Source organism: Butyricimonas faecalis, assembly GCF_003991565.1.
In the GTDB taxonomy this organism is placed as follows: Bacteria; Bacteroidota; Bacteroidia; order Bacteroidales; family Marinifilaceae; genus Butyricimonas; species Butyricimonas faecalis.
On record NZ_CP032819.1, the window covers coordinates 3,449,151 to 3,472,230 of the forward strand.

A 23,080-nucleotide genomic window follows, 5' to 3' on the forward strand; every position below is an offset into this window, starting at 1 on the left:
GTTTCATTAAATATTGACAAATGTATGAAAAAAAATTGGATGCACGATCTTCCATGGCGTGGAAGGTTATGGAAAACATGTTTAATTATGAAATTTTTAGTATTACTTCTGTTCGTTGCGGCATTGCCTTTATCTGCCAGTGTGTATGGTCAAGAGGCTAGAGTGACCCTTCATTTGAAGAATGCTTCATTTGAAGAGGTAGTAAAAGTCTTGGAAAAAGCTACTAGTTACACTTTTTTATATCGCGATCATCAGGTTGCCAATATTAAAGAATTAAACTTGGAGTACACGGATGTTGATATTAAAGTGGTATTGGATGCTTGTTTGAAAGGGACTGGACTTACTTACCGGTTGATGGATAACACGATCGTGATTCAACATGTTGCCGTAACAAGTAGCGATACGCTTTCCAAGGTTACCGTGAAAGGAATAGTGAAAGATAAAAAAGGGGAATTACTTCCCGGGGTAACTATTCGGGTAAAAGGGACAACTTTAGGGTTTGTAACCAATGTAAAGGGGAAATTTGATATTGATTTGCCCAAACGGGATAGTCTAGTATTGATTTTTTCTTTCGTGGGCTATAAGCAGCAGGAGATAGCAGTGAAAAAAGACAATAAACCTTTGACTATTGTACTGGTTGAAGATCTGCAGGAAGTGGAGGAAGTTGTAGTAACGGGTATATTTAACAAACCGAAGGAAAGTTTTACGGGAGCGGTTACGGCTGTGACTAAAGAGGACATTAAGCGGAATTTTTCTCGGAATTTATTGCAAACATTATCCAATTTGGATCCGAGTTTTCGTATCGTGGAGAATAATGCTTACGGTTCGGATCCGAATGTTTTACCAGAGATCCAGTTGAGAGGGGCATCTACTTTTGCAAACGTGCAGGATTTGCAATTGGCGACCCGTGCGGAGTTGAATTTACCCTTGTTTATTTTGGATGGTTTTGAGGTTTCTTTGGAGCGGGTGCAAGATTTGAATAACGAGGATATCGAGAATATTACAATCTTGAAGGATGCGAGTGCGACGTCTATTTATGGTTCCCGGGGAGCAAACGGCGTTGTAGTAATCACGTCGCTTGTGCCGAAAGCCGGTACGTTGAAAGCAAGTTATCGGGGGAGTGTAAAACTAGAAATACCGGATTTGAGTACTTACGATTTGTTGAATGCCAAAGAGAAGTTGGATTTGGAATATCGATTAGGAGCGTGGGATGCGGAAGCTTATCAAGATTTGTACCGAGAGTTAAAAGAGAAAGTGGATAACGGCTTAGATTATGATTGGCTATCTCTTCCGGTGCGGACTGGCGTGGGGCAAAATCATAGTTTGAACGTGATGGGTGGAAACGAAGAGTGGCGTTTTAGTGCTAATTTGGCTTACGACGAAACTATCGGTGTCATGAAAGGATCCGATCGAAAGAATTTTAACGGCTCGCTAAATCTGAGTTATCAAACTAAGAAATTGATGGTTTCGGAAAACCTTGCCATCGGAACGAATAATAATGCTAATAGTCCTTATGGTACATTTTCGGATTACGTAGCGATGAATCCCTATTGGACTCCCTATGATGATAACGGTAAGTTGATAGAGAATTACGATCATCCGCTGACTACATCTGCCAATAGTAAAAAAGAGAATCCTGTATATAATAAGTATATCGGGAATTGGAATAAAACCAGATACACGAATGTGCGGAATTCCACCAGTGTACGGTATAATTTCACGGAGAATTTTTATTTGGTAGGTACGTTGGGACTGTCCCGGAATTTTAGTCAAGCGGATAATTTTGTACCTCCTTCTCATAAACAGTTTGCAGGGAAAGAAGTGAATCAAAAAGGAAGGTTTGGGAGAACCGAAACTGAAACTAATCAATGGCAAGGGCGTTTGAATTTGAATTACACGAATACTTTCAACGAAAAGCATATGCTGACATTGGGAGGTTCCGGCGAGATAGAAGAAAAAAAGGAGGAGAGACTATCATGGGCTGGCACGGGATTCTCGAATGATAATATCGATTTCCCGTCAATGGCATTGGGGTATGGGGATAACACGTATCCGACAGGTTCTAAAAATACAACCCGCCGTATCGCTTTGATTTTTTCAGGTAATTATTATTATGATATGCGTTACTTCTTTGACGTAAATTTTAATGCGAACGGCTCGTCTTCTTTTGGAGAGGATAGCCGATGGGCTACATTTTGGTCGGTAGGAGCCGGGTGGAATATCAGTAATGAAGAATTTTTTATCGAGTACGTTCCTTTTATTCAATGGTTGAAAGTAAAAGGTTCTTATGGAGTTTCTGGGAATATGGGATTTAGTCCGGAAGATGCGATGGCTGTGTATACTCTGGATACGGAAAATGATTATATGTCACGATTCGGGGCTTATTTGAAAGCATTCGGCAACTCGACATTGAAGTGGCAAAATACTTACCAATTGAATCTGGGGGTAGAATTGCACACGTGGAATCGTCGTTTGCAATTTGAATTCAGTTATTACGATAAGTTGACGAATAATACGGTAGCGGAAATGTTACTTCCCATATCTCATGGCTTCGGGACGGCTAAGGCTAATTCCGGTTCAATTAGAAACAAGGGATGGGATGCGAAAGTTACCGTGAATTTGTTCCATAATCCAAATAGAGGTTTTACTTGGAGTGTAACGGGTTCTTTTAATCACACGAAAAATCTTATTGAAAAGATTTCGGAGGGGTATAAGAAGTTCTTGAAAGAATTGAATTCAAGTATGTACACGGCTGATGTGTATTATCGATACCGTGAAGGTTATTCTATGGATGCGATTTACGGGTTGCGTACTGTGGGAGTAGACCCCGCCACGGGACAGCGGATGTTTTTAACGAAAGACGAGGATGTAACTTTTGCTCAAAATGCGGAGGATATGGTTTATTTGGGAGATCGTTTACCCAAGATAAACGGTAATTTATCTACGAATCTGGCTTATAAAGGGTTTATATTGACTGTTGGTTTTGGCGTGAAATGGGGAGGTAAACAGTTTAATAGTACATTGGCAAACAAAACGGAAAACGCTTACTTGATTCTTAATCAGGATCGTCGCGTGTTATCGGATACTTGGCAGAAACCGGGTGATATTGTTCCTTACAAGAAGTTGATGTTGAATTCTGCGAGTACGAATACTTTTCCTTGTGATGCTTTTGTCCAAAAGGATAACGTGTTCCAGTGTACGAATATTAATGTTTCGTATAATTTCTCGGATCAATTTTGCCGAAAGTTAGGACTTAAAGGTTTGTCGCTAGGTGCGAATCTTTCGGATGTTTTTTACATTTCAACTGTTAAACGGGAACGGGGGACAAGTTATCCGTTTTCTCGTAACCCGATTTTTTTTCTTTCACTTTCATTCTAATTTGGAAATATCATGATAAGAAAAGGTATTTATATATTATGCACGTCTTTGGCACTGGGGTGTTGTGCGTGTAACGATTGGCTTACGATTGTGCCGGAAACTACGCTTGTAGCGGATAATTTGTTTGAAACGGATAATGGTGTTCTTCAAGCTCTGGATGGTGCTTATGTTTTAGCTGCCGAGTCTATATACAAGCCTAACGGTTATATGGGTGGGGGTGGTTTTGCCGAATATTTGGCGTGTACATGGACGAACACGAATGTAGATTTAGCAGCCCACGTGTACAATTTGGATAATGCTTCGTTTGCAACCGGTCTGGATGCTGTATTCATGGCGTTTTATAAAATCATCAATTCGTTGAACCCGATGATCGAGGGATGTGATAAGAATCGGGAGAAATTGAGTGACGAGTATTATAATATAGTGAAAGGTGAGGCATTGGCTTTGCGGGCTTCGTTGCATTTGGATTTGATACGGATTTGGGGACCGATGCCAATGCGGGTGGATGCTTCCATGGAATATTTGCCTTACGTGACACGAAATTCCATAGAGAATTACCAGTATCATACATTCAAACGGTTCATGGAGTTGTTGGTGGCAGATCTGGATGAGGCTGAGCAATTGTTGCAGAAGTCCGACCCGATTTTGAATTACCCGTCTGACGGTAGCACGGAATACACGGGATCTTGGACAGACCGGAAGAGTCATTTTAATTATTACGGAGTGTTAGGATTGCAGGCTCGTGCCCGATTGTGGATGGGGGATAAAGAAGGTGCCGTGCGTTATGCCGCGATGGTGAAAGATGCGAAAAACGAGGATGGAACGCCGAAGTTTACTTTGGCTGTGGAAGGGAATATCGGTAATAATCTTTTTTATCCGGAACATTTGTGTGGCGTGAATCAAGATAAATTTGATTACCAGCAGAGTGGTTTCAACCCGGGTATTACGATGCTCGGATATTATAATTCCAATTACAATTCATTCGTGAACGACTTATTTGATGGGAATACAAATGATTTGAGATACAAGAGTCATTGGAGTTGGACTAGAAATCAAATGAGGCAAAATGTTCGTGTAACGAAGAAATATAATGAGATGTATCCCGGTTCTACGGCAAAACGGAATATGCCGGTGGTGCGTTTGGCTGAGATGTATCTTATTATTATGGAAGCTGGAAGTTTGAGTGAGGCGAATGTCGCTTACGAGGAGTATAGTGCGGCTCGTAATCTCACGTATACTCCAATGTCGGAATCAGATAGACAGGAGAGGGTATTGTGGGAATATATACGGGAATTTGCAGCCGAGGGGCAAAATTTCTTCACGTATAAGCGTTTTGCCGTGAAACGGATGTTGTGGCAGAATAGTGAAGCGGAAGATTGTGGCGAGGAGCAGTATGTATTGCCATTACCCCCGAGTGAATACAAGAAAAGATAATAAAAAACAGATGGTTATGAAAAAGTTACTTATAGCATTGGTAATCGGGTTAATCGGGTATGCCTGTTCGGAAGAGAAAGTAGGGGTGTATTCTTTGGAACGTGATTACATTTATTTCCAGTACGAGTCGTCAAGATTGGGTACGACAATGAATGTTGCGGATAGTGTGTATCTATATTACAATTCTTCTTCGGTTAGCGTGAATTCGTCACGACAACGGGATACGTTCTTTTTCAGAGTAAAGGTTGCCGGTATGGCAAGAAGTGTGGATCGCAAGATTAATATAGAACCGTATAGTTTCTTGACGAATGGTAGAGAGGAAGCGATAGCGGGAGTGAATTACGTGGCTTTTGATGATCCGGAGATGGAGAAATGTTGTGTCGTTCCCGCTGATTCCGTGAGTGTGAATATTCCGATCATTGTTACTTATAATCCGGCAATAGCAGGGAGTTATAAAGGTTTTATGCTAGCTTTTAAACTGGTCGATTCAGACGATTTTGAAATAATGGCGACTAATCCTAATCTTAGTGCTAATCCGGCACGTACTCATGCTTTCGTGCAATTTACTCAGAGTAATTAATCGTTATTAATTGATATTGTCGTAATTTCCTTCACGGTCGATGTTTTCATTGACCGTGAGGAAGTTTATTGACATGTACTGATGTTTTAAAGATTTTAAATTATAGGACATGAAAAAGTTTGTATCGTTATTTACTGGTATGTTGATGATAGTGTCTGTGTTCGCACAGACTAATTTTCAAGAGTTGACGTTGGAGAAAGCCTTGGAGAAAGCGAAGAGCGAGCATAAGAAAGTTTTCGTGGATTGTTACACGTCATGGTGCGGACCGTGTAAAATGATGGCGGAGAAGGTGCTTCCCTTAAAAGAGGTGGGCGAGTATATGAACGAACGTTTTGTGTGTATCAAAGTAGACATGGAGAAAGGGGAAGGACCGGATCTCGCCCGAAAATATAAGGTTACGGCTTACCCGACTTTTCTGGTATTGCAGACGGATGGCAGTTTGATGCAACGTGTCGTCGGTGGCACGTTGGACGGGAAAGAGTTTATTCAGAAAGTGGATGCCGCTTTTGATGAAAATTCGGCTGCTAATTTGGAAGCCGAATACGTCGCGGGAAATCGTGAGATGAATTTCTTGTTGAAATACACGAAAGCTTTGATTACGGCTTGTGATTTGGATAAAGCGAAAGCCGTGGCGCAGGACATCATTGGTTCGTTGGAAGATAGCCAGAAATGTACGGAGCCTTACTGGTTTATTTACGAGGACATAAGTTTGTCACCAATGGGCTCCGGGAATATGAATTATTTCTTGAAACACACGGAGCAATTTCGTGAAGGTGTTGGCGTCGAGAAAGTAGATAAGAAATTAGTTTCTTTATTTGATTTGCAATTGGAGGAGATTATCCGTGGAAAAAATACGACCGCCACTTTGGCTGATGTTGAAGATATCCAAAAAACATTGGATGCTTATAAATTAACTGGACAGGATTATTTGTACGAGTATATAGAGTTAATCAAAGGAATGAAAATGGGAAACACAGATAAGGTGTTGGAAATGTGTAAGAGGGTGTTCCCGAAAATGGCAGACGAAAAGATTGCTTATCTGTATTTTATGCCGATTCTGAGTTTGAAGGGGAAATGGAACGACAAGCAGAAAGAAGAATTGGATACATTGACCGAACAGTTGGCAGAACAGGTTGAAATGTCTACTCTTAAAGCATCCTTGCGTAATTTCAAGACAGCAATTGCTCGGTTGTAAAGAAATCAGGAAACTTTTTATTTAACGTAGATGAAAAAGGACATGGTGATCGAGTGTTCAATTTCTCAGGATATTGTACAAATATTAAATACTTTGGTATGAAGAAATGGTTGATAATTTTTAGTTTATTGTGTCCAGTTATGGGGGTGGCGCAGATGAAGGCAGGGCTTGTGCCAGTACGGGATACTGCAGAATTGAAAGTCGGAGATCGAGTTCCGAATTTTGTTTTTCGTGATACAGCTAATCGGGAAGTGTCTTTAAAACAATTTCGAGGAAAATACGTGGTAATTGACGTGTGGGCATCGTGGTGTTACCCTTGTAAGCAAGAGTTCCCTACTCTGACAAAATTGGCTGAACGATATAAGGAGAAAAAAATCGTTTTCGTGAGTCTTTCTTGTGACACGGAGGAGCAACGTTGGCGGAATGAGTTGTGGTGGGGAAAAATGCGTGGTAACCAGTGGTGGATTGCGGGTGATGAATCTTCGATGATTGCTTTTCGAGTGAGAGCGATTCCCCGGTTAATATTGTTGGATAAAAAGGGACGGATTGTGGACTTGAAATTGCCAAAACCTTCCGATTCTAGGTTTGAAAAGATGCTAGAAGACTTGAAAGGAATGTAATGGTAGCAGTTTTTTATAAATCTAGGAGAATCTTGTTTTAGCCTTCTTTTATTTTTGGAAATGTGGGAACGGTTTTTAGAAAAGATGAAGCCAAAGATTAAATTATTTTGGACGAGATTGACATCATACTGGATTTTTTGGGGTACTGGCATAAGTTTACTTGTTGGATAAGTCAACTTTTTTAGAATAGAACATACAACACAAACACAGCAAGTACATTGAAGATTGTTCATGCTGTGTTTGTGTTGTGTAGTTGCTTGCTTCTTGTCATAGCCCATCCCTAGCTTAGTCCTAAGGCAAGTGCGAACAAGTGTATAATATAATTCTTTTCGGATTCGTCACTTTTACCTCATCCTATTGTTCGTGTATTTCGTGATCAATGTGTTTCTGAGTTGTACGTAGGTTTGCATGATCGTGTCGGCACATTCCTGCGTGTATTTATTGAGTAATTCTATTGCTTTCTTGGGATTTTTCTTTTGCAAGGCGATGAATTCTTTCTCGATTTCAGCGTTACGTTCGAAGAAGGATTGTTCCATGGGAGTCCGTGCGGCGTCTAAATCCTTTTTTCCATCCTGCCAATTCAGATAGAGTAAGTTATCGACAAAGTCGATGGCCCAGCGGGCGGAATTGTCCGAGTATTCTTTGGGGTTATACGTGGAATAGACTTCCGGTACGTGGGTCACTCCCGTGAAGATAGGCAGGTATGGCGACGTGTAGGCATTGTCTTGGAAAACCCAGTATATTCCACCGATTTCCCGGGGAAGATCCGAACGGAGCTGGGCAACCATGCCGTATTCCCCGTCAACCCGTGCTACTAGGCGTCTGCGGGTAGTCTTCATTAACTTTTGCGTTTCACCGGAGGGGAAAGGGGTGGCCAGTTTACTTTTCACCATGTTCCCGTTCTTGTCCGGGTAATACCAGACGGCATCATTCTCTTTATCATAGATAGTTCCCGAGAAAGTGGAACGTTGGAAGTCCATGAAATCTTTCACGGATACTTGTCGTTCCGGTTTAAAGGAGAACGGGTACACGCTAAGCGGCTCCACGTATTGGATATACTGGTTCAGGTTGTCGAACGGATTGTTGGTGCGTCTGGACGGGATCGGGTCGAGGGAGGGTGCAAAAGTGTTGACGAATAACCAAAAACGGTTCGTGGCCCATTCTCTGGGAGTCGGGGCATATACATCCTGCCAAACGAAAGGTTGTCCGCTTTCCGGGGAATACCAGCCATTTTCAATAGCTACCTGTTGGTAGTTGGAGGAGGCTCGGAATTGTTCCGGCTTGGAGAGGTCGATCTCTTTGATAATACTCCAGTTGGGGATAATGGCGATTTCGTCATCCGGCACTCGTTGTGCGGCCCAGATCACTCCCGGCTTGCCACTTTCCGGTGTCCAGTCTTTACCGACACTGAAAAGTTCGAGTACCCATACTCCTTCCGGATCTGCAATTGTGAGGCATTCCGATTCCGGTCCGCAAGAGGGGAGAAACCCGTATTTTTCCATGAGAGAGGTGATGAGTGTAAGGGCCTCTTCTGCTGTCTTACAGCGTTGTAAGGCAAAGATCATCGCCTGCTCCACGGTCATGATCTGTTTCCCTTCTCCCTTGGATACTTGTAATTCGGGGCGTTGGCTCGTGGTGCTTTCCCCGATACATAGCTGGTACTCGTTGATGTGAGAGTAGGCCGATTGGAAATACGTGTAGGTTTGTTCAACTTGTGGGATATAGCCTAAGATTTCCCCGTTGTCATCCAGAGGAAGGTCAACCCGCTGTATGCCGTAATACACGGGTGCCATGCTCCCTTTGGGGAATTTCTGGCCCGGTACCACCCGAATACGACAATCAGCACCTGCGTCCGTGTGAGAGTTTAATACACTACCATCGACCGTGGCTTTTTTCCCGGCCACGATGATCGTGCAAGCTTTTCCTGTTTGGGAAAAAAGGAAGGCTGCTACTAGAAGTAAAAAGAAGGTTTTCATGTGCGATATGATTTTTTTGTTTTGTGATGATGTGTTTTTGTTCTCTAAGTTATTAAATAGCTATGATATATATTGTCTAACCGACTCCATCTATACCTGGTGGCAATATATACAAAAAATTTTATTGTTTAGTATTTGTAAGCGGAAACATGATCTTAGTTCAACACTTAGAAGAGATAGTTATGGGAAAGTAATCCGGTATATAGTCCGATTTAATACACGAAATCAAGATAAAAATATGATTACATTCGGATCACTACCGTGTAAAACGCTATTAGAACGCTATTAAAACCCTATTAAAACGCTATACAGAATAGCGTTTTAATAGCATTCTAATAGCTTACTAAAAATTTTATACACGGTAGAGATCTGCTAGTGATCCGGATTTGTTATCGTTCTGTTGTTTTAATAGGGCATCTATATAGTATGAAATGATACAATACATACCGAATGCTTTTATCGCTATGCTTGTAATACTCAAAAAAATAATTTGATCCTTATATCGAACTTGCGTTGAAGCCCCTATTTATAGGAGGTGTAGTGAAGCTGACGGAGGAGTTTTATGTGAAAAAAGAGTTTTGACACGTCTTTTTTTGTATTCTTTTTCACCCGAATGTAGGTGTGGATTGTATTAGTATAAATGTAATTCTCGGGGGAGATAATTTAGTATTCATTTTGGGGAATCAGGCTGGAGAGAAGCTTGGTGTTAGTGTTTATTATTCATTTCGAAGGACGAGTAGGTTTTTTTAATACTAAAAGTACATGCAATGAAAAAAAGAGGTGGTTATTTGAGTATCGTTTTGATGGTTTTGTTTTGCAGTTCATGTCGGGATTTGTTTCCCGTGCAGGTTCGACAAGGGAATTTCCGTGAGGTTCTGGATGTCATGCGATTAGATGGGAAGAAAGTCTTAATCTTATTAGCCTCAAAGGATTGTAGTGTGTGTGAAGCGACAAAAGATGATTGGGCTGGAGATAAAATGTTAGTAGAAAAATTGAATAGAAACTTTCGTGTGTGGCAATTGGAAATTACTGACGAGAAGAATGCATTGATTCCTCAAGTTCTACGTTCGCTGTCTACCCCGACACTGATCATAGCAGATAGTAGTATGCGAATAGAATATTTGCATACGGGATTTATTGGAGCCGAAGGATTATCGTCTGTGTTACAATTGTTGGAACGGGGACAGAATGTGCCTCCTCGTTTGAATGTACCTCTTTACACGTCGTATTCTTCGGATTTCTATTCTTTTTTTGAGAATGTTTTGCAGGCAGCATTTCAATTAACTTGCCCGGATACGGATACGATAATCTTGCAGAATGGGATGCTCCGGGTAAAGAAGTCATTGGATACGGAACCTTATTTTATGAATCTTTATCTCGGATGGCGATATTGCACCTTCTTTGGAGATGATAAGCAAGCCTTTGAGTACAAAGAAAGGGCGTTAAGGAATTTAGATGATTTAGATAAGTTACTTTATTGCGAGTATCTCGCTCAAATGGAATTCGGGGAGACACGAGAGACTAATGGGGAAAAGAAACGGCTTTTTGCTGATCATTATGATTTTACAAGGGAGGCGGATGATAAAGAGACCAAGTTTGATATTGTTTACCGGAATTCGTTTGATTCTCCGATAATTATTTCTGCCATAGAAACAAGTTGCAATTGTTTGTCTTTTTCGTGGAATCGAATGCCTTTGTTGCCCGGGAAAGCCGGAGTGATAAGGGTTAAATATAAAACAACGGGGGAAGGACGGGTTTATAAAAAGGCGTATGTATTTTCCAATTTGCCGGATTCGCCTCACGAGATACAATTACGTTGTACTAATAATTAAAGTAATGAAAAAGAAACCGGATATAAGTTTTATTGTGTTTCTGGTGATTATTATTGCCGGAGGGATATATGTAAATTATTTGACAGCTTCGAGAAACTATTGGCGGGAGACGTGTCATTACCGGGAAATGGGGATCGAGAGAATGCACGAGGGTACGGATTTCCTATTAAGATTACTTTTCGAAACGTATAAAAAGAAATGGTGGGATGGCGATTCAATCATCAGGATTCAAACAAATGAAAGGTCGGATAGTATTCATGATGATTTGCGGGATTGCATGGTGCTTTACATCGCTGGTGATATGACAGATAAATTATGGGATCAACGATTAAGTTATATGTTGAATACGTGTAAGGATGTGGACCCGTCTCGGTTGGTTGTCGTTGCCGATGAGAAATGTGATCCGGCTTTATTTGAGATATTGAAAACTTACCCGTATCGAGTATTTGAAACTGGACCTTTAGGGAATAGATTAGGACGAGAAACCGCAATTTTTCACGTTGGAACTCAACGGCAGGTACAGGCTTATTTGATATTGAATGATCATACGTTGAGCGTGTTGAATAATTATATGAAATTGATCCGGGATGATTATTTAAAATAGATATAGCCATGTACCAGGCGAGGTTGGTACGGATGATTTACTTTATACTTTAAAACTATGAAAAAGCAAGTGAAAAAATTAGTGGTGTTTCTTGGAGTTGCGGGAGCGTTTGTTTTAATGTCGTTTAATGAACCGAGGTGGTTTGATGATGCCGTTGATATCGTGACGTATTGTGGACCTAATGGGCGTTTTGTTGAAATTGATTATCAGCCTAACAAGCATGCTTATTATGGGTATTGTGAATGCCGTAATGGTTGGTTTGGCGATCGTTGTGAATTTATGCCGGAATAAAAATTGAGTGTATTAAATGGTTGTTTCCTGGTGGAAATTACCATTTGATTTTATTTTTAAGAGTATGATGAATATTAGACTTTTGTTTTTTTGTTTTGTCTATTTCTTTCTTTTGGAAAGAGGCTATGGGCAAGTGAAATCTTCCGATGTACCTGTGATTCGTCTTTGTCCGGAAGAGGCTCAGACGTTAAAGATGTCGGAATTGTTCACCGGTTACCGGGTAATGTCGTTAAAGGGGTGTTCTTACACGTGGGTGAAAAATATTTTAGAACTGGATGACCGATTTATTGCTTTGTTTGAGATAAGCCTTGGTAATAATTATATTGCAGAGTTTGATAAATCTGGAAATTTTAAACGAAAGATAGGAAGTAATGATGATTGTGACAAGTATCATTACGTTCATGATATATTTTTTGAGTCAAACGGGACGCTTGGAGCTTATGCTTCTTCGAATCCGGAGTACTTAAACTACTCGCTGGAAGGGAAATTGAATTATCGCCGGGCAATAAAAAATACAACCGGTATTTGGGACGAGGATTTTGCTTTGAAAGGGCGTGTGGGGAATGATTTGTATTTATGGTGTCGACGTTATCGACAAGGTAAAAATTATTCCGAAAGTTATTGGTTAAAAGTTATGACGACTGACGGTCGTCTTGTTCGGCAATTTTTCCCCTTGAAGGGATTGAAAAACAGTGATAAAGGTTCTTTTTATCGTTATCGGGATACGATCAAATTGTATAATGTTTATGACAGTTATATTTATTCCGTGGAAGGGGATCAAATAAGCCCAAGTTATTATGTTGATAAGGGCCAACATTCAGTTCTTCTTGATTTTGAATTGTGGTGTAAAGACAAAGAGAAAGCGAATCTGGAAGCTGGTTTACATAGTATAGATGTAAACGAAAATCGAAAATATGTAATGGGCAGTTATTTTTGGAAAGAACGGTATTATTATTTTGTACATGATAAGTCAAATGGAAAGACTTGTAATTATGTTTCGATAGATGATGATATTTTGTTCTCTTTGTCTTTCCCGATTAAATATTTCCCGTCAGTTTATTTTGATAATTGGAATAAATTTGATAATCACTATATCTATTTTTATTATCGTCCTCAGGCTTTTATCCGAAAGGTTGATCGTTTGAAAGAACATTTATCACCTTCGGCATGGGATGAATTTTGTCGGAAACATCCGGATATCATCAAAATATATCAAGAGAATGATAGAGATGCTTTTGTTATTATCAGTTACAAGTTTCGATAGCGGGGCGAACGGTGTAATATAGCCAGTACTAGGCGAGGTTGGTACGGATGATTTACTTTATACTTTAAAACTATGAAAAAGCAAGTGAAAAAATTAGTCGTGCTTCTTGGAGTTGCGGGAGCATTTGTTTTGATGTCGTTTAACGAGCCGAGGTGGTTTGCAGGAATATATGATGTTAAAATGTTTTGTTCAGACCATGGCCGTTTTGTTGTGCTTGATTATAATTTGGAATGGGATGCTTATTACGGGTATTGCGTCTGTAATCCAGGGTGGTTTGGTAATATGTGTGAGTTTATGGAGGAAGATTTGTAAATAAAATTGATGCCAAATGAATTCTTTTCTTTGAAGGAGAATCGTTTGGCTTTTAAAATATTAAATATAATGAATTTTAGGGTGCTGTTTATTTATTTACAATTGTGTTTATTTTTACAAAATGGATATAGCCAAGAGTCTTCTCTTGTTGTACCCGTGATCCGTCTTTGTCCCGAAGAGGCAATAACGTTAAGAACATCTGAATTATTTGATGGCTATCGAATATTCTCGTTAAATGGTTGTTCCTATGACAGGATGCTCGATATTTTAGAAGTTGGAGATCAATTTATTGCTTTATTGGAGATAAAAATGGAAGAGCGTTATATTGCGGTGTTTGATAGATACGGTCATTTCTTGCAACGGATCGGGAATAACGTGGATTTTGATAAGAGAGTTGGCATTAATGGGATTCAGTTGGAACCAGATGGAACATTAGGTGTTTATGTAACTAGGGCTTATTTGAATTATTCGTTAGATGGAAAATTGAATTTTCGTAGAAAGATAGAGAATTCTACAGGAATGCGGACAACAGGTTTCAGTCTACAAGGAGGTGTAGGTAATGATTTGTATTTGTGGCGTATGTATCAACAACAGGGAAATAAAAATTCTGATAAATATTGGCTAAAGATTACAAATACTGATGGTCATACGGTTCTTCAGTTTTTTTCTTTGGTGGGACGTGAGCAAGGTGAAGAATATAGTTCTTATACATATGATGGTTGTATTAGATTGTATAATGTTTATGATAGCCATGTTTATTCTGTGGAGAAAAATCGTGTGATTCCTTGTTATTGCTTGGATAAGGGGAAACATACAACTCTTCTTGATATGGAATTATTACTCACAGATTGCGGTAAAGCTGTTCAAAAGGCGGGTATAATACATGTTAAATTGAAAGAAAATCAGAAGTATGTGATCGGGGAGTATTTTTTTAAGACGAGGTATTATTATTTTGTTCATGATAAATCCAATGGAAAGACTTCTAATTATGTTTTTGTTGATGATGATATCTTGTTTCCATCGTCTCCCCAATCTCGTCTTTTCCCATCAACTTACTTCCAGGCTTGGAGTGATTTGTATTTTGATGATTGTTATTTCAATTTTTATTATCGTCCGCAGGATTTTACCCGAAAGATAGATCGTTTGAAAGAACATTTATCACTTTCGGGATGGGATGAATTTTGTCGGAAACATCCGGATATAATCAAAATATATAAAGAGAATGATGGAGATGCCTTTGTTATAATCAGTTATAAGTTTCGGTAGTTTGTAATGTTGTTATTAAAAATTGTAATTATGGATGTCAGTTATATTAAATTAATGGCAAAGTACGAAGCGATACAGTTTCGTCGGGGGTGGATATTTAAGTTGTTCGCCTTGATTGTTGTGGGTATTAATGTATCACAATTGTTTATTCAGGGTAATTTTGTGAGAAACGAGTGGTATTGGATGGCTTTACCTTCGTCTTTCCCTTATTTTCAAGCCTTGTGTTTTAACATCGTGCAGGTGTTGTTCGTGATTTTTGCCGTGCATGAAGTCTTGAATCGGGAAAAACGGGATACGGAAGCATCCTTGTTGGTTCACCCGATAAGTAACGTGGAGCGAAGTTTCGGACAGGTGTTGGGAATCGCAAGGGTTGTCTTTTTGACCTGTCTAGTCTCTATGGTATTTTCGATGTTGGTGAATCTTTTTGCGAGTGATTCTCAATTTTCTTTCTGGATATATGTTTTTTATTTTGTGACGTTAGTGTTGCCCGGCTTCGTGTTGTCGGTGGGAATGGCAATGTCGCTTTTGGTATGGGGGAAAAATCGGGTGGTGGTATCTCTGGTTTTAATACTCGTTTTTGGTGTTGTCGGGTTGTATTTGTATGATATAGGCAATGGTTTTTTTGATTTTACAACGCGTGCTCTCCCGAATATGTTTTCGGATGTGACAGGACACGTGAATCTGTGGTGTTATCTTTTGCAACGTTTGGCGTGGTTATTGGGAGGAACTGGTTTGCTGTTTCTGGCAATCGGTTTTGCAAATCGTTTACCGAATTGTTTCAAATCGGTGAAAAATACGAGGATGGTGGGTATGGTTTGTATTATTCTTTGGGCTTGCATGGGAGTTTTGTATTTTTTACCGCATATAGGGGAGATAGATGTGCGGAAAGAATATGTTCGAACATTCGAGCGATATATTGAGGAACCGACGGGAGACTTGGAGTCGTTGTCTCTGGTTTTTCGGCAATCAGGGGATTGTTTTACGGGCGATTGTGAGTTGATGTTGAAAAATACGACGGGAGAAAAGATGAACCGTCTGTTGTTGTTTTTAAATCCGGGTTTGGCAGTGAAACGAGTAATGGTTAGGGGACAGGAAGTTCCTTTCGTTAGAGATCATCAAGTATTGACCGTGGATGTGCCACTTGGCGTGAAAGATAGTGTAAAATTACAAGTGGTGTATGCCGGGAAGATAGACGGTCGTATCTGTTACTTGGATATTCCGGATGAAGAGTATTACCGGACTTCCGGGGATATTGGATTTTTCCGATTGGGAAAACAAAACGTTTTTTGGGGAGAGAAACAAACCTTGTTGATTCCGGAGTGTTTGTGGTATCCGGTAACGTGTTCGCCAGTAAATCCTGTAATGCCTTGGGATACACGAAAGAATTTTACGCGATACACGTTGTCCGTGGTGGGAGAAACAGATCGAACGGTCATTTCACAAGGAGCTCAAACACGACATGGGGATACGTTGCGATTCACGAATGAAGAGCGTTTGACGGGTATCACGTTTTGTGCAGGAGATTACGAGAAGAGGTCTGTTATGGTAGATTCTGTGTTATACTCGTTGTATTATTTTCGTGGACATGATTTTTTTTCGGAAGATTTTGATGATCCGGAGTTTAATATCGTTGAAGTATTGAAGACGAGTACGGCTTTTTTACGTGAGAATGGAACGGGATATTTTTTTAAACGATTGACATTGGTAGAAACGGCCCTACCTTTCGCATCGTATTTTCGTAAGCAGAAAGGTGGGAGTGATCGAGTTCAGCCGGAATTACTTTTACTACCGGAATATGCAGTTACGATGGTTTCATCGAATTTTAAAAAAGCGATAAAGGCTGGAATTAAATTGGAGAGTGTGTTTTGGAGATGGACGGGAGGTAATTTCCAACATCCTTTACTCTCTTTTCGGCGTACTAGTTTTAAACCAGGAAAAATGCAATTATCAGAAGATCTCAGTGAAATGGAAGAAGTGGAAAATCCTCTTTACATTTTTCCGCTCTCAACTTATTATGTGCGAAATGTTCGCTCGGAAAAGTACCCTTTAATGGATATTTTTTTTAGTACTTTTTTTCATTCCCCTTGGGAAAGTTTAGGAGATCGAATATCATATCAAGTTTTTAATCAATATGTAGAAATGTCTGCATCGGATTATTTCTTATCAAGGACGTTGGAAGATGCAGCAAAAGATCGTAATTTGTCGCTTGAGTTGTTAGAACAAATGGTGAAGTTAAAGTGTACTTACCTACGTAAAAGGATCTCTATGCAAGTACCAGAAGAAAAATTCAAACGATTTTTGGAGCAGGCTTCTTCCTTTAGTCGTTTTCGAGAATTTTCTCTTGATGATTTTGAGACAATGTTTCGGGATTCTTTAGGGGTAGATTTTGAGCCTTTCTTTAGGGAAATATACATGGTAGAGGGATTACCAGTTTTTGAAGTAAGGGATGCAAAGATGAGGAAAATAGAGACAGACGAGTATTCCGGGTTTCAGATTTCCTGTAAAGTGTTGAATTCGGGAAAGACAGATGGTATATTTTCTTTTGGAGGATTATTAGGCTATATGTCTAAAGAAGAGGTGCTAAAGGATTATTATCTTCCGGCAGGAAAAGCGATGGAAATATGGTTACCATGTGATAAGAAGCCATTGTATGTAGGATATTGTACAAATATATCCGGAAATCGCCCGATGGACATTTGGGTGAATTGTGATGTTGAAAATGAAATTATTATGGAATGTACAAGTGGCGAACGGGAAATTGATTCGAAGTATTTTAGAAAATTGAATGATGAAATCGTTGTGGATAATCAAGATTCGGGGTTCTCGTTAGTGGACGCTGCTTCACGAAACAAGATGTATGCATTTTTTCATGGAAATAAAGAGAAAGGAAAGTATAGAAAACCAATTTCGGCCCCCGGGATGTGGCGTCTTGTTTATAATAAAATTTTTTATGGAGAACCCGAACGTTCCGCTTATTACAAAATTTGTGGGACTGGGGAATCCAAGGCAATCTGGCGGGCAAATCTTCCCGAAAACGGATTATACGAGGTGTTCGTGGCGAATCAAAGTGATTACGCTGCATCTTCTATATTTACGTTTATATCGGGAGTGCATTCTTTGCCCCGGGTGTATCAATATTACACGTTGCATCATGCAGAAGGAGTGGAAGAGATTCAACAAAAGATGAATCCCCGAAGGAACGTGGAATGGCTTTCTTTAGGAAATTTTCGTTTTAATAAAGGAGAAGCAAAATTAGAGTTGTCAGATAAAGGCGTTGAAGGACAGCGAGTTTTTGCAGATGCGGTCAAGTGGGTTCGAATAAGAGAATAATTTTTTTATTTTATCTTTCACCCAGATAAGAGGGTGAATTGTAATATGAGTAGATTTGCTTTGGTTGTTTGTAAAAAAGAGGAGAAAGCAGTAAAATAAAGTGCGGGGAATGACGGATTAAAAATATGAATAAACGTTCGTTTAATGATATTTCTATTTAAAGATAAATAATCTTTTTCTAAATTTAGTATATCTCTTGTTGTCAGTAAAATAACAGTTTTCTATTTTTTTATTAGATCCATTTTTGTTCTCTTATTAAACGAAGGAATAATGAGAGATTTGACGAATTATTTGCATATACCTTATTTGATCGTGAAAGATTTGCATGGAGAGCTTTCCGATAAGGAGCGATTAACTTTGGAACAATGGTTGGATGAGAGGGAAGATAATAAATTATTGTTTGAAAAGATTCGTAATCAGAGAGATTCTCAACAACGAATTCAGTTAGTTAAGAAGTTGCACAAGAATTCTGCTTGGAAACGAGTGGATCGGGCAACCGGGGGGAAGAGGTCGTGGATCACGTATTGTATCCGATATGCTGCTGTTGTCGTGTTTGTTATTTCCAGTATTTTTTTCGTGATGTATTTACTGCCGGAAAAATCTTCCCAAATGCCGTTACATTCAGAAGTCCGTATTAATCCGGGTAGCATAAAGGCCGAATTGATTCTGGCAGACGGACAACATCTGCCTCTTGACGGGAAAGAGGAAAATTCGATATTATCGGATCAAGATGGAGTGACAATCATAAAGGGGAATGCAGGGATTCGTTATGAAAGTAAGGATTCAGACGGAAAGTTAGCATACCATGAGTTGAGAGTTCCAAGAGGTGGTGAATTTTCTCTCGTGCTGGAAGATGGAACTGAAGTGTATATTAATTCGGAGACAAAATTCCGTTACCCCGTGAAATTTGAAGAATCAGAGCGTCGGGTTTTCCTAGTGGGAGAGGCTTATTTTAAAGTAAAGCGGGATGAGAATAGGCCTTTTCGTGTGGAGATGGAAGGGAATCGGATAGAGGTACTCGGAACCGAGTTTAATGCTCGATATTACTTGGATGAGGATAAACAAATGACCACGCTTGTTTCGGGGAAAGTTAAATTTATTTCAGGGAAAGACAAGAGTCTGGAACTCTTCCCCGGAGAACAAGCAATTCTTACGAGCAAAGGGGAGCTGGTTAGGAAAAGTGTGGATGTTAATTTATATACCGCTTGGAAAGATGGGAATTTTGTATTTCGTAAACAACGTTTGGAAGAGGTGTTGAACACGTTGGCTCGTTGGTATGATGTGGAGGTTTTTTATGAAGATGTTTCTCGGAAAGATGTTGTGTTTACGGGAAACATGAAGCGGTTTGAACATTTTGAGGAGATTATTGATCTTTTGCGGATGACGGGGGATACGGATTTTGAAATAAAAGGGAAAAATATTTTCGTGAGACGTAAATAGAAAAGGACAAGGTATTGGCACTACCTCGTCCTCTGGATCCGGTTAAACCGGAATTGTTATACTTTAAAACTTTACAAATGTATGAAAAAAACAGGTAGTTGTGTCCATCTTTGGATAAGATGGCTATTAAAAAGGTTGTTAACAATGAGATTGCTAGCATTTTTTCTGTTTCTAGGTGTTGTTCCGGTTTCAGCTACGGTGTTCGGGCAATACGCCAAAGTTTCTTTACGGGTTGAGAAAGCATCGCTTGAAAAGGTGATGGATATTCTGGAACAATCTACGGATTATAGGTTTGTTTATCAGAATAGTCAAATAGAATCTGTGCGTAATCTGACTTTGGATTTAAAGGATACAGATATTCGGGATGTAATGAAAGAGTGCCTGAAAGGGTCTAGTTTGACATTTAATGTGGTGGGTATGAATGTTGTGATAGTACCATTGAAAGAGATGCCGTTACAACAGAACGTGAAAAAGGAGAAACAAGTAAAAGGCCGGGTAATGGACAAGGAGGGATTGCCTTTGCCTGGGGTATCTGTGATGATTGACAGTACCACGATGGGAGTAGTGACGGACGTTAATGGAAATTATGTATTAACTTATCCGGAAATGAATAATGTGCGTTTACGTTTCTCTTTTGTAGGAATGCAGACGAAATATGTGACTGTCGGGAATAATACGGTTATCAATGTGGTATTGGAGGAGGAAATAAATCGTTTGGACGAGGTTGTGGCTGTCGGTTACGGTACTACGAAAGCGAAAGATATGACGGGAGCTGTTTCCCGGCTTGGGAAAAAGGAGATTGAGACGGCTCCAATGGGCGCTTCCATTCAATCGATGTTACAGGGACGGGCTCCAGGAGTAAACGTGATGATCAGTTCTGCGTCCCCTACTTCTCCGGTGTCGGTAATTATCCGAGGATCATCATCCTTGTCGGGAGATTCGCAGCCGTTGTGGGTGATTGACGGGGTTCCGGAATATTCTGCTGGAACATCAGGAAATATTTCGAACACGTTGTATAATCTGAATCTGACAGATGTCGAGACGATAGATATTCTTAAAGATGCGTCAGCAACAGCCATATACGGTTCAAGGGCTGCCAATGGAGTGGTTCTTGTGACAACGAAACGGGGTAAAAAAGGGATGAAACCCACGTTGGAGTTCTCTGCCCGTTACGGGATTCAGACCATGAACGCGAATGATTTCGGGGTGTTGAATGCCGAGGAGTATATTGCTTTGTCGAAAGCATCCGTACGAGCCAGTTTCTTTACAAGAGGAAGTTTGGATTATTTTACTCGGCAATATATAGATGAGACAAAATTTAATGCTAAAACGAATTACAGTCAGTTTGATTTGGAAACGCTAACGGATGATTTATTCTTGGAAGATGCTTATTATGGGGCAGATACGGATTGGTGGGATTTGATGACGCATAATGCGGCGACACAAGAGTATAGTTTGGGTATCCGCGGTGGATCGAAAGAATCTTCTTATAGTTCCTCTTTCTTTTATAAAGATCAAAAAGGAATCGTGAAAGGCGGTAGTTCAAAATTGTTGGGTGGTAGCTTTAATTTTGATGCATCTATTCGGGATGTTGTTCGTTTTAAATTGGGGTTGCGTGCCACATCCCGTGTAACAGACGATAAAGATGGCATGATCGGTACGATATTGAATATGCGTCCGGACTACCCAGCCTATACCGAGGACGGATCAATTAATATGATCAGTTATTACGTGGAGAACCCTCTTTTTACATTAAAGAATATTAAGGAAGGAAAAGGGAAGGATTTTACCGGTTCATTAGGTTTGGAATGGGATATTATTCCCGGTCTTACTTTACGAACAAATGGAACTTTAAAGTATGGTATAAATAAGAATTTGACTTATAACCGTAAATATTATGATGATGGTATCAGTTCTTCCACGGTTTCTAAAAATGAAAGTTATACTTACGTGTGGGATAATACGTTGACTTATCTTAAAACACTGGAAGATCATAATTTAGTCGGTTTGTTGGGTTTCTCGATAGAAAAATACGAATCTGATGGATTATCAGCCTCTGGATCCAATTTTCCAGATGATGAGGTGTTAACAAACTTAGGAAGTGCAGCAACAAAGAATTCGATTGCTTCAAGTTATAATTCCAACACGTTGGTTTCAACATTTGCCCGTTTGGAATATAAATTCAAGAATCGTTATTTGGCCACGTTTACTTTCCGTGCAGACGGTTCTTCCAAGTTCGGACCGGATAAACGTTGGGGATATTTCCCATCGGGAGCTTTAGCTTGGATAATCTCCGAGGAAAACTTTTTGAAGGATTATTCTCATATAGTTTCTTATTTAAAATTGAGAGCGTCTATCGGAAAGACCGGTTCGCAAAATTTAGGCAATTATGCTTGGCGTACGTTGATGGGATCGGCAACTTATAATGATGCTCCGGGAATTAAACCTTCTTCGTTGGGAAATGATATTTTGCAGTGGGAGTCCCAAGTGCAAAAGGAGATTGGTTTGGATTACGGTTTTTGGGATGATCGTATTCGGGGATCTATAGGGTATTATCAGAAGAAGGTAGATAATTTGTTATATAGTGATCCGGTTCCTTATTCTTCTTCTTTCTCTTCAGTGACTCAAAATATCGGTTCTTTAAAAAATAAAGGATTCGAGTTTGATGTTAAGGTGGATATTATTAAGAATACACAAAAAGACCTGACTTGGGATTTTGATTTTAATGTGGCGAGAAATATTACGACATTGGAGAAGTTGAATAGTGAGGCCGAGTATTTCGGGGGCGGAGCTTATGACTATTTCAAGATCAAAGTGGGAGGGAAAACGGGAATCCTGTACGGGTATAAGTACGGGGGACGTTTGATTCGGACGAATGAAGAGTTGGTTGCCTTGAAAACGGTTAATCCGGAGACTGGGCAACAGCAGTATTACCGGGATAATAATAATTACGAGCGTCCGGGTGATTTGTATATTATGGATTTGGATGGTGACGGACAGATTACGGCAGATGGCGATCGTACGGAAATCGGTAATGCGAATCCGGATTTCTTCGGGGGATTTGGGACAACGCTTTATTGGAAGGGATTGATGGTGAATGCTACATTCACGTATTCGGTTGGTGCCGATCGTTTTTATGATGAAGAAAAGAGTAGTGCCGGAGATATTAATGCATATAATGTTTCGAAAAATGTGTTGAAGTCATGGACGATGAACCCAGGGGTAGACAGAGGTTATCCAAGGGCTATGTATTATGGCTGGGGTTCCAATTCCATTATTACGGATCGTTATGTACATGATGCTTCATTCTTAAGATTATCAGCGTTGAATATCAGTTATCGTTTACCGAAACGATTATTCGGGTCCAGTATCGTGGATGCGATTGATCTGACATTCCAAGCCACGAATCTATTTACTTGGACAAAATACCCGGGTATGGACCCGCAAGGAAACTTTAGCACGTCTTACAGTGCTTTTTATAATATGGGTATTGATTATAGTAGTTACCCGTCTGCTAGAACCTATAATGTGGGAATAAAAATAACTTTAAAATAGGAT

Annotated in this window: 15 protein-coding genes; 14 read left to right on the top strand and 1 reads right to left on the bottom strand. The window is 39.8% G+C overall.

Going from position 1 to position 23,080, the window contains the following annotated elements; genetic code table 11:
* The first annotated feature begins 87 nt into the window (after window positions 1–87).
* The 5 genes from D8S85_RS14605 to D8S85_RS14625 all read left to right on the top strand — a co-directional run bounded on the left by D8S85_RS14605 (window position 88) and on the right by D8S85_RS14625 (window position 7,207).
* Window positions 88–3,378, top strand: coding sequence for a SusC/RagA family TonB-linked outer membrane protein (locus tag D8S85_RS14605; RefSeq protein ID WP_106625128.1), 3,291 nt, complete (start codon window positions 88–90; stop codon window positions 3,376–3,378).
* 12 nt (window positions 3,379–3,390) lie between these two features.
* The gene (locus tag D8S85_RS14610) at window positions 3,391–4,812 is read left to right on the top strand and encodes a RagB/SusD family nutrient uptake outer membrane protein (RefSeq protein WP_228423238.1); all 1,422 of its coding nucleotides are present in this window, start codon (window positions 3,391–3,393) and stop codon (window positions 4,810–4,812) included.
* A gap of 16 nt (window positions 4,813–4,828) precedes the next feature.
* The gene (locus D8S85_RS14615) at window positions 4,829–5,392 is read left to right on the top strand and encodes a DUF4843 domain-containing protein (RefSeq protein WP_106481327.1); all 564 of its coding nucleotides are present in this window, start codon (window positions 4,829–4,831) and stop codon (window positions 5,390–5,392) included.
* A gap of 109 nt (window positions 5,393–5,501) precedes the next feature.
* Complete coding sequence (locus D8S85_RS14620; RefSeq protein WP_106481328.1) at window positions 5,502–6,587, top strand: thioredoxin family protein; 1,086 nt, start codon at window positions 5,502–5,504, stop codon at window positions 6,585–6,587.
* A gap of 98 nt (window positions 6,588–6,685) precedes the next feature.
* The gene (locus D8S85_RS14625; RefSeq protein ID WP_106481329.1) at window positions 6,686–7,207 is read left to right on the top strand and encodes a TlpA family protein disulfide reductase; all 522 of its coding nucleotides are present in this window, start codon (window positions 6,686–6,688) and stop codon (window positions 7,205–7,207) included.
* Between the two features lie 344 nt (window positions 7,208–7,551).
* Here the strand turns inward: D8S85_RS14625 and D8S85_RS14630 are convergent, their stop codons facing one another.
* On the bottom strand, window positions 7,552–9,183 hold the full coding sequence (locus D8S85_RS14630; protein ID WP_106481330.1) for a dipeptidase: 1,632 nt from the start codon (window positions 9,181–9,183) through the stop codon (window positions 7,552–7,554).
* A 767-nt stretch (window positions 9,184–9,950) separates the two neighbouring features.
* Here D8S85_RS14630 and D8S85_RS14635 point away from each other — a divergent pair.
* The 9 genes from D8S85_RS14635 (at window position 9,951) to D8S85_RS14675 (ending at window position 23,077) form a co-directional block, all read left to right on the top strand.
* The gene (locus tag D8S85_RS14635) at window positions 9,951–11,015 is read left to right on the top strand and encodes a DUF1573 domain-containing protein (RefSeq protein ID WP_106481331.1); all 1,065 of its coding nucleotides are present in this window, start codon (window positions 9,951–9,953) and stop codon (window positions 11,013–11,015) included.
* Between the two features lie 4 nt (window positions 11,016–11,019).
* Window positions 11,020–11,619 carry a hypothetical protein gene (locus D8S85_RS14640; protein WP_106481332.1) on the top strand — a complete coding sequence of 200 codons (600 nt, stop codon included), beginning with the start codon at window positions 11,020–11,022 and terminating at the stop codon, window positions 11,617–11,619.
* 57 nt (window positions 11,620–11,676) lie between these two features.
* Window positions 11,677–11,910 carry a hypothetical protein gene (locus tag D8S85_RS14645; RefSeq protein WP_127075320.1) on the top strand — a complete coding sequence of 78 codons (234 nt, stop codon included), beginning with the start codon at window positions 11,677–11,679 and terminating at the stop codon, window positions 11,908–11,910.
* A gap of 64 nt (window positions 11,911–11,974) precedes the next feature.
* On the top strand, window positions 11,975–13,174 hold the full coding sequence (locus D8S85_RS14650) for a 6-bladed beta-propeller (RefSeq protein WP_158641607.1): 1,200 nt from the start codon (window positions 11,975–11,977) through the stop codon (window positions 13,172–13,174).
* Between the two features lie 72 nt (window positions 13,175–13,246).
* A complete protein-coding gene (locus D8S85_RS14655; protein ID WP_106481335.1) occupies window positions 13,247–13,486 on the top strand; it encodes a hypothetical protein in 240 nt (79 codons plus the stop codon).
* A gap of 69 nt (window positions 13,487–13,555) precedes the next feature.
* A complete protein-coding gene (locus D8S85_RS14660) occupies window positions 13,556–14,752 on the top strand; it encodes a 6-bladed beta-propeller (protein ID WP_127075322.1) in 1,197 nt (398 codons plus the stop codon).
* Between the two features lie 30 nt (window positions 14,753–14,782).
* On the top strand, window positions 14,783–18,082 hold the full coding sequence (locus D8S85_RS14665) for a golvesin C-terminal-like domain-containing protein (protein ID WP_127075324.1): 3,300 nt from the start codon (window positions 14,783–14,785) through the stop codon (window positions 18,080–18,082).
* Window positions 18,083–18,352: 270 nt separating this feature from the next.
* Window positions 18,353–19,522, top strand: a complete 1,170-nt coding sequence (locus D8S85_RS14670) for a FecR family protein (RefSeq protein ID WP_106481338.1) — start codon at window positions 18,353–18,355, stop codon at window positions 19,520–19,522.
* 144 nt (window positions 19,523–19,666) lie between these two features.
* Complete coding sequence (locus tag D8S85_RS14675; protein WP_106481339.1) at window positions 19,667–23,077, top strand: SusC/RagA family TonB-linked outer membrane protein; 3,411 nt, start codon at window positions 19,667–19,669, stop codon at window positions 23,075–23,077.
* Window positions 23,078–23,080: the final 3 nt, after the last annotated feature.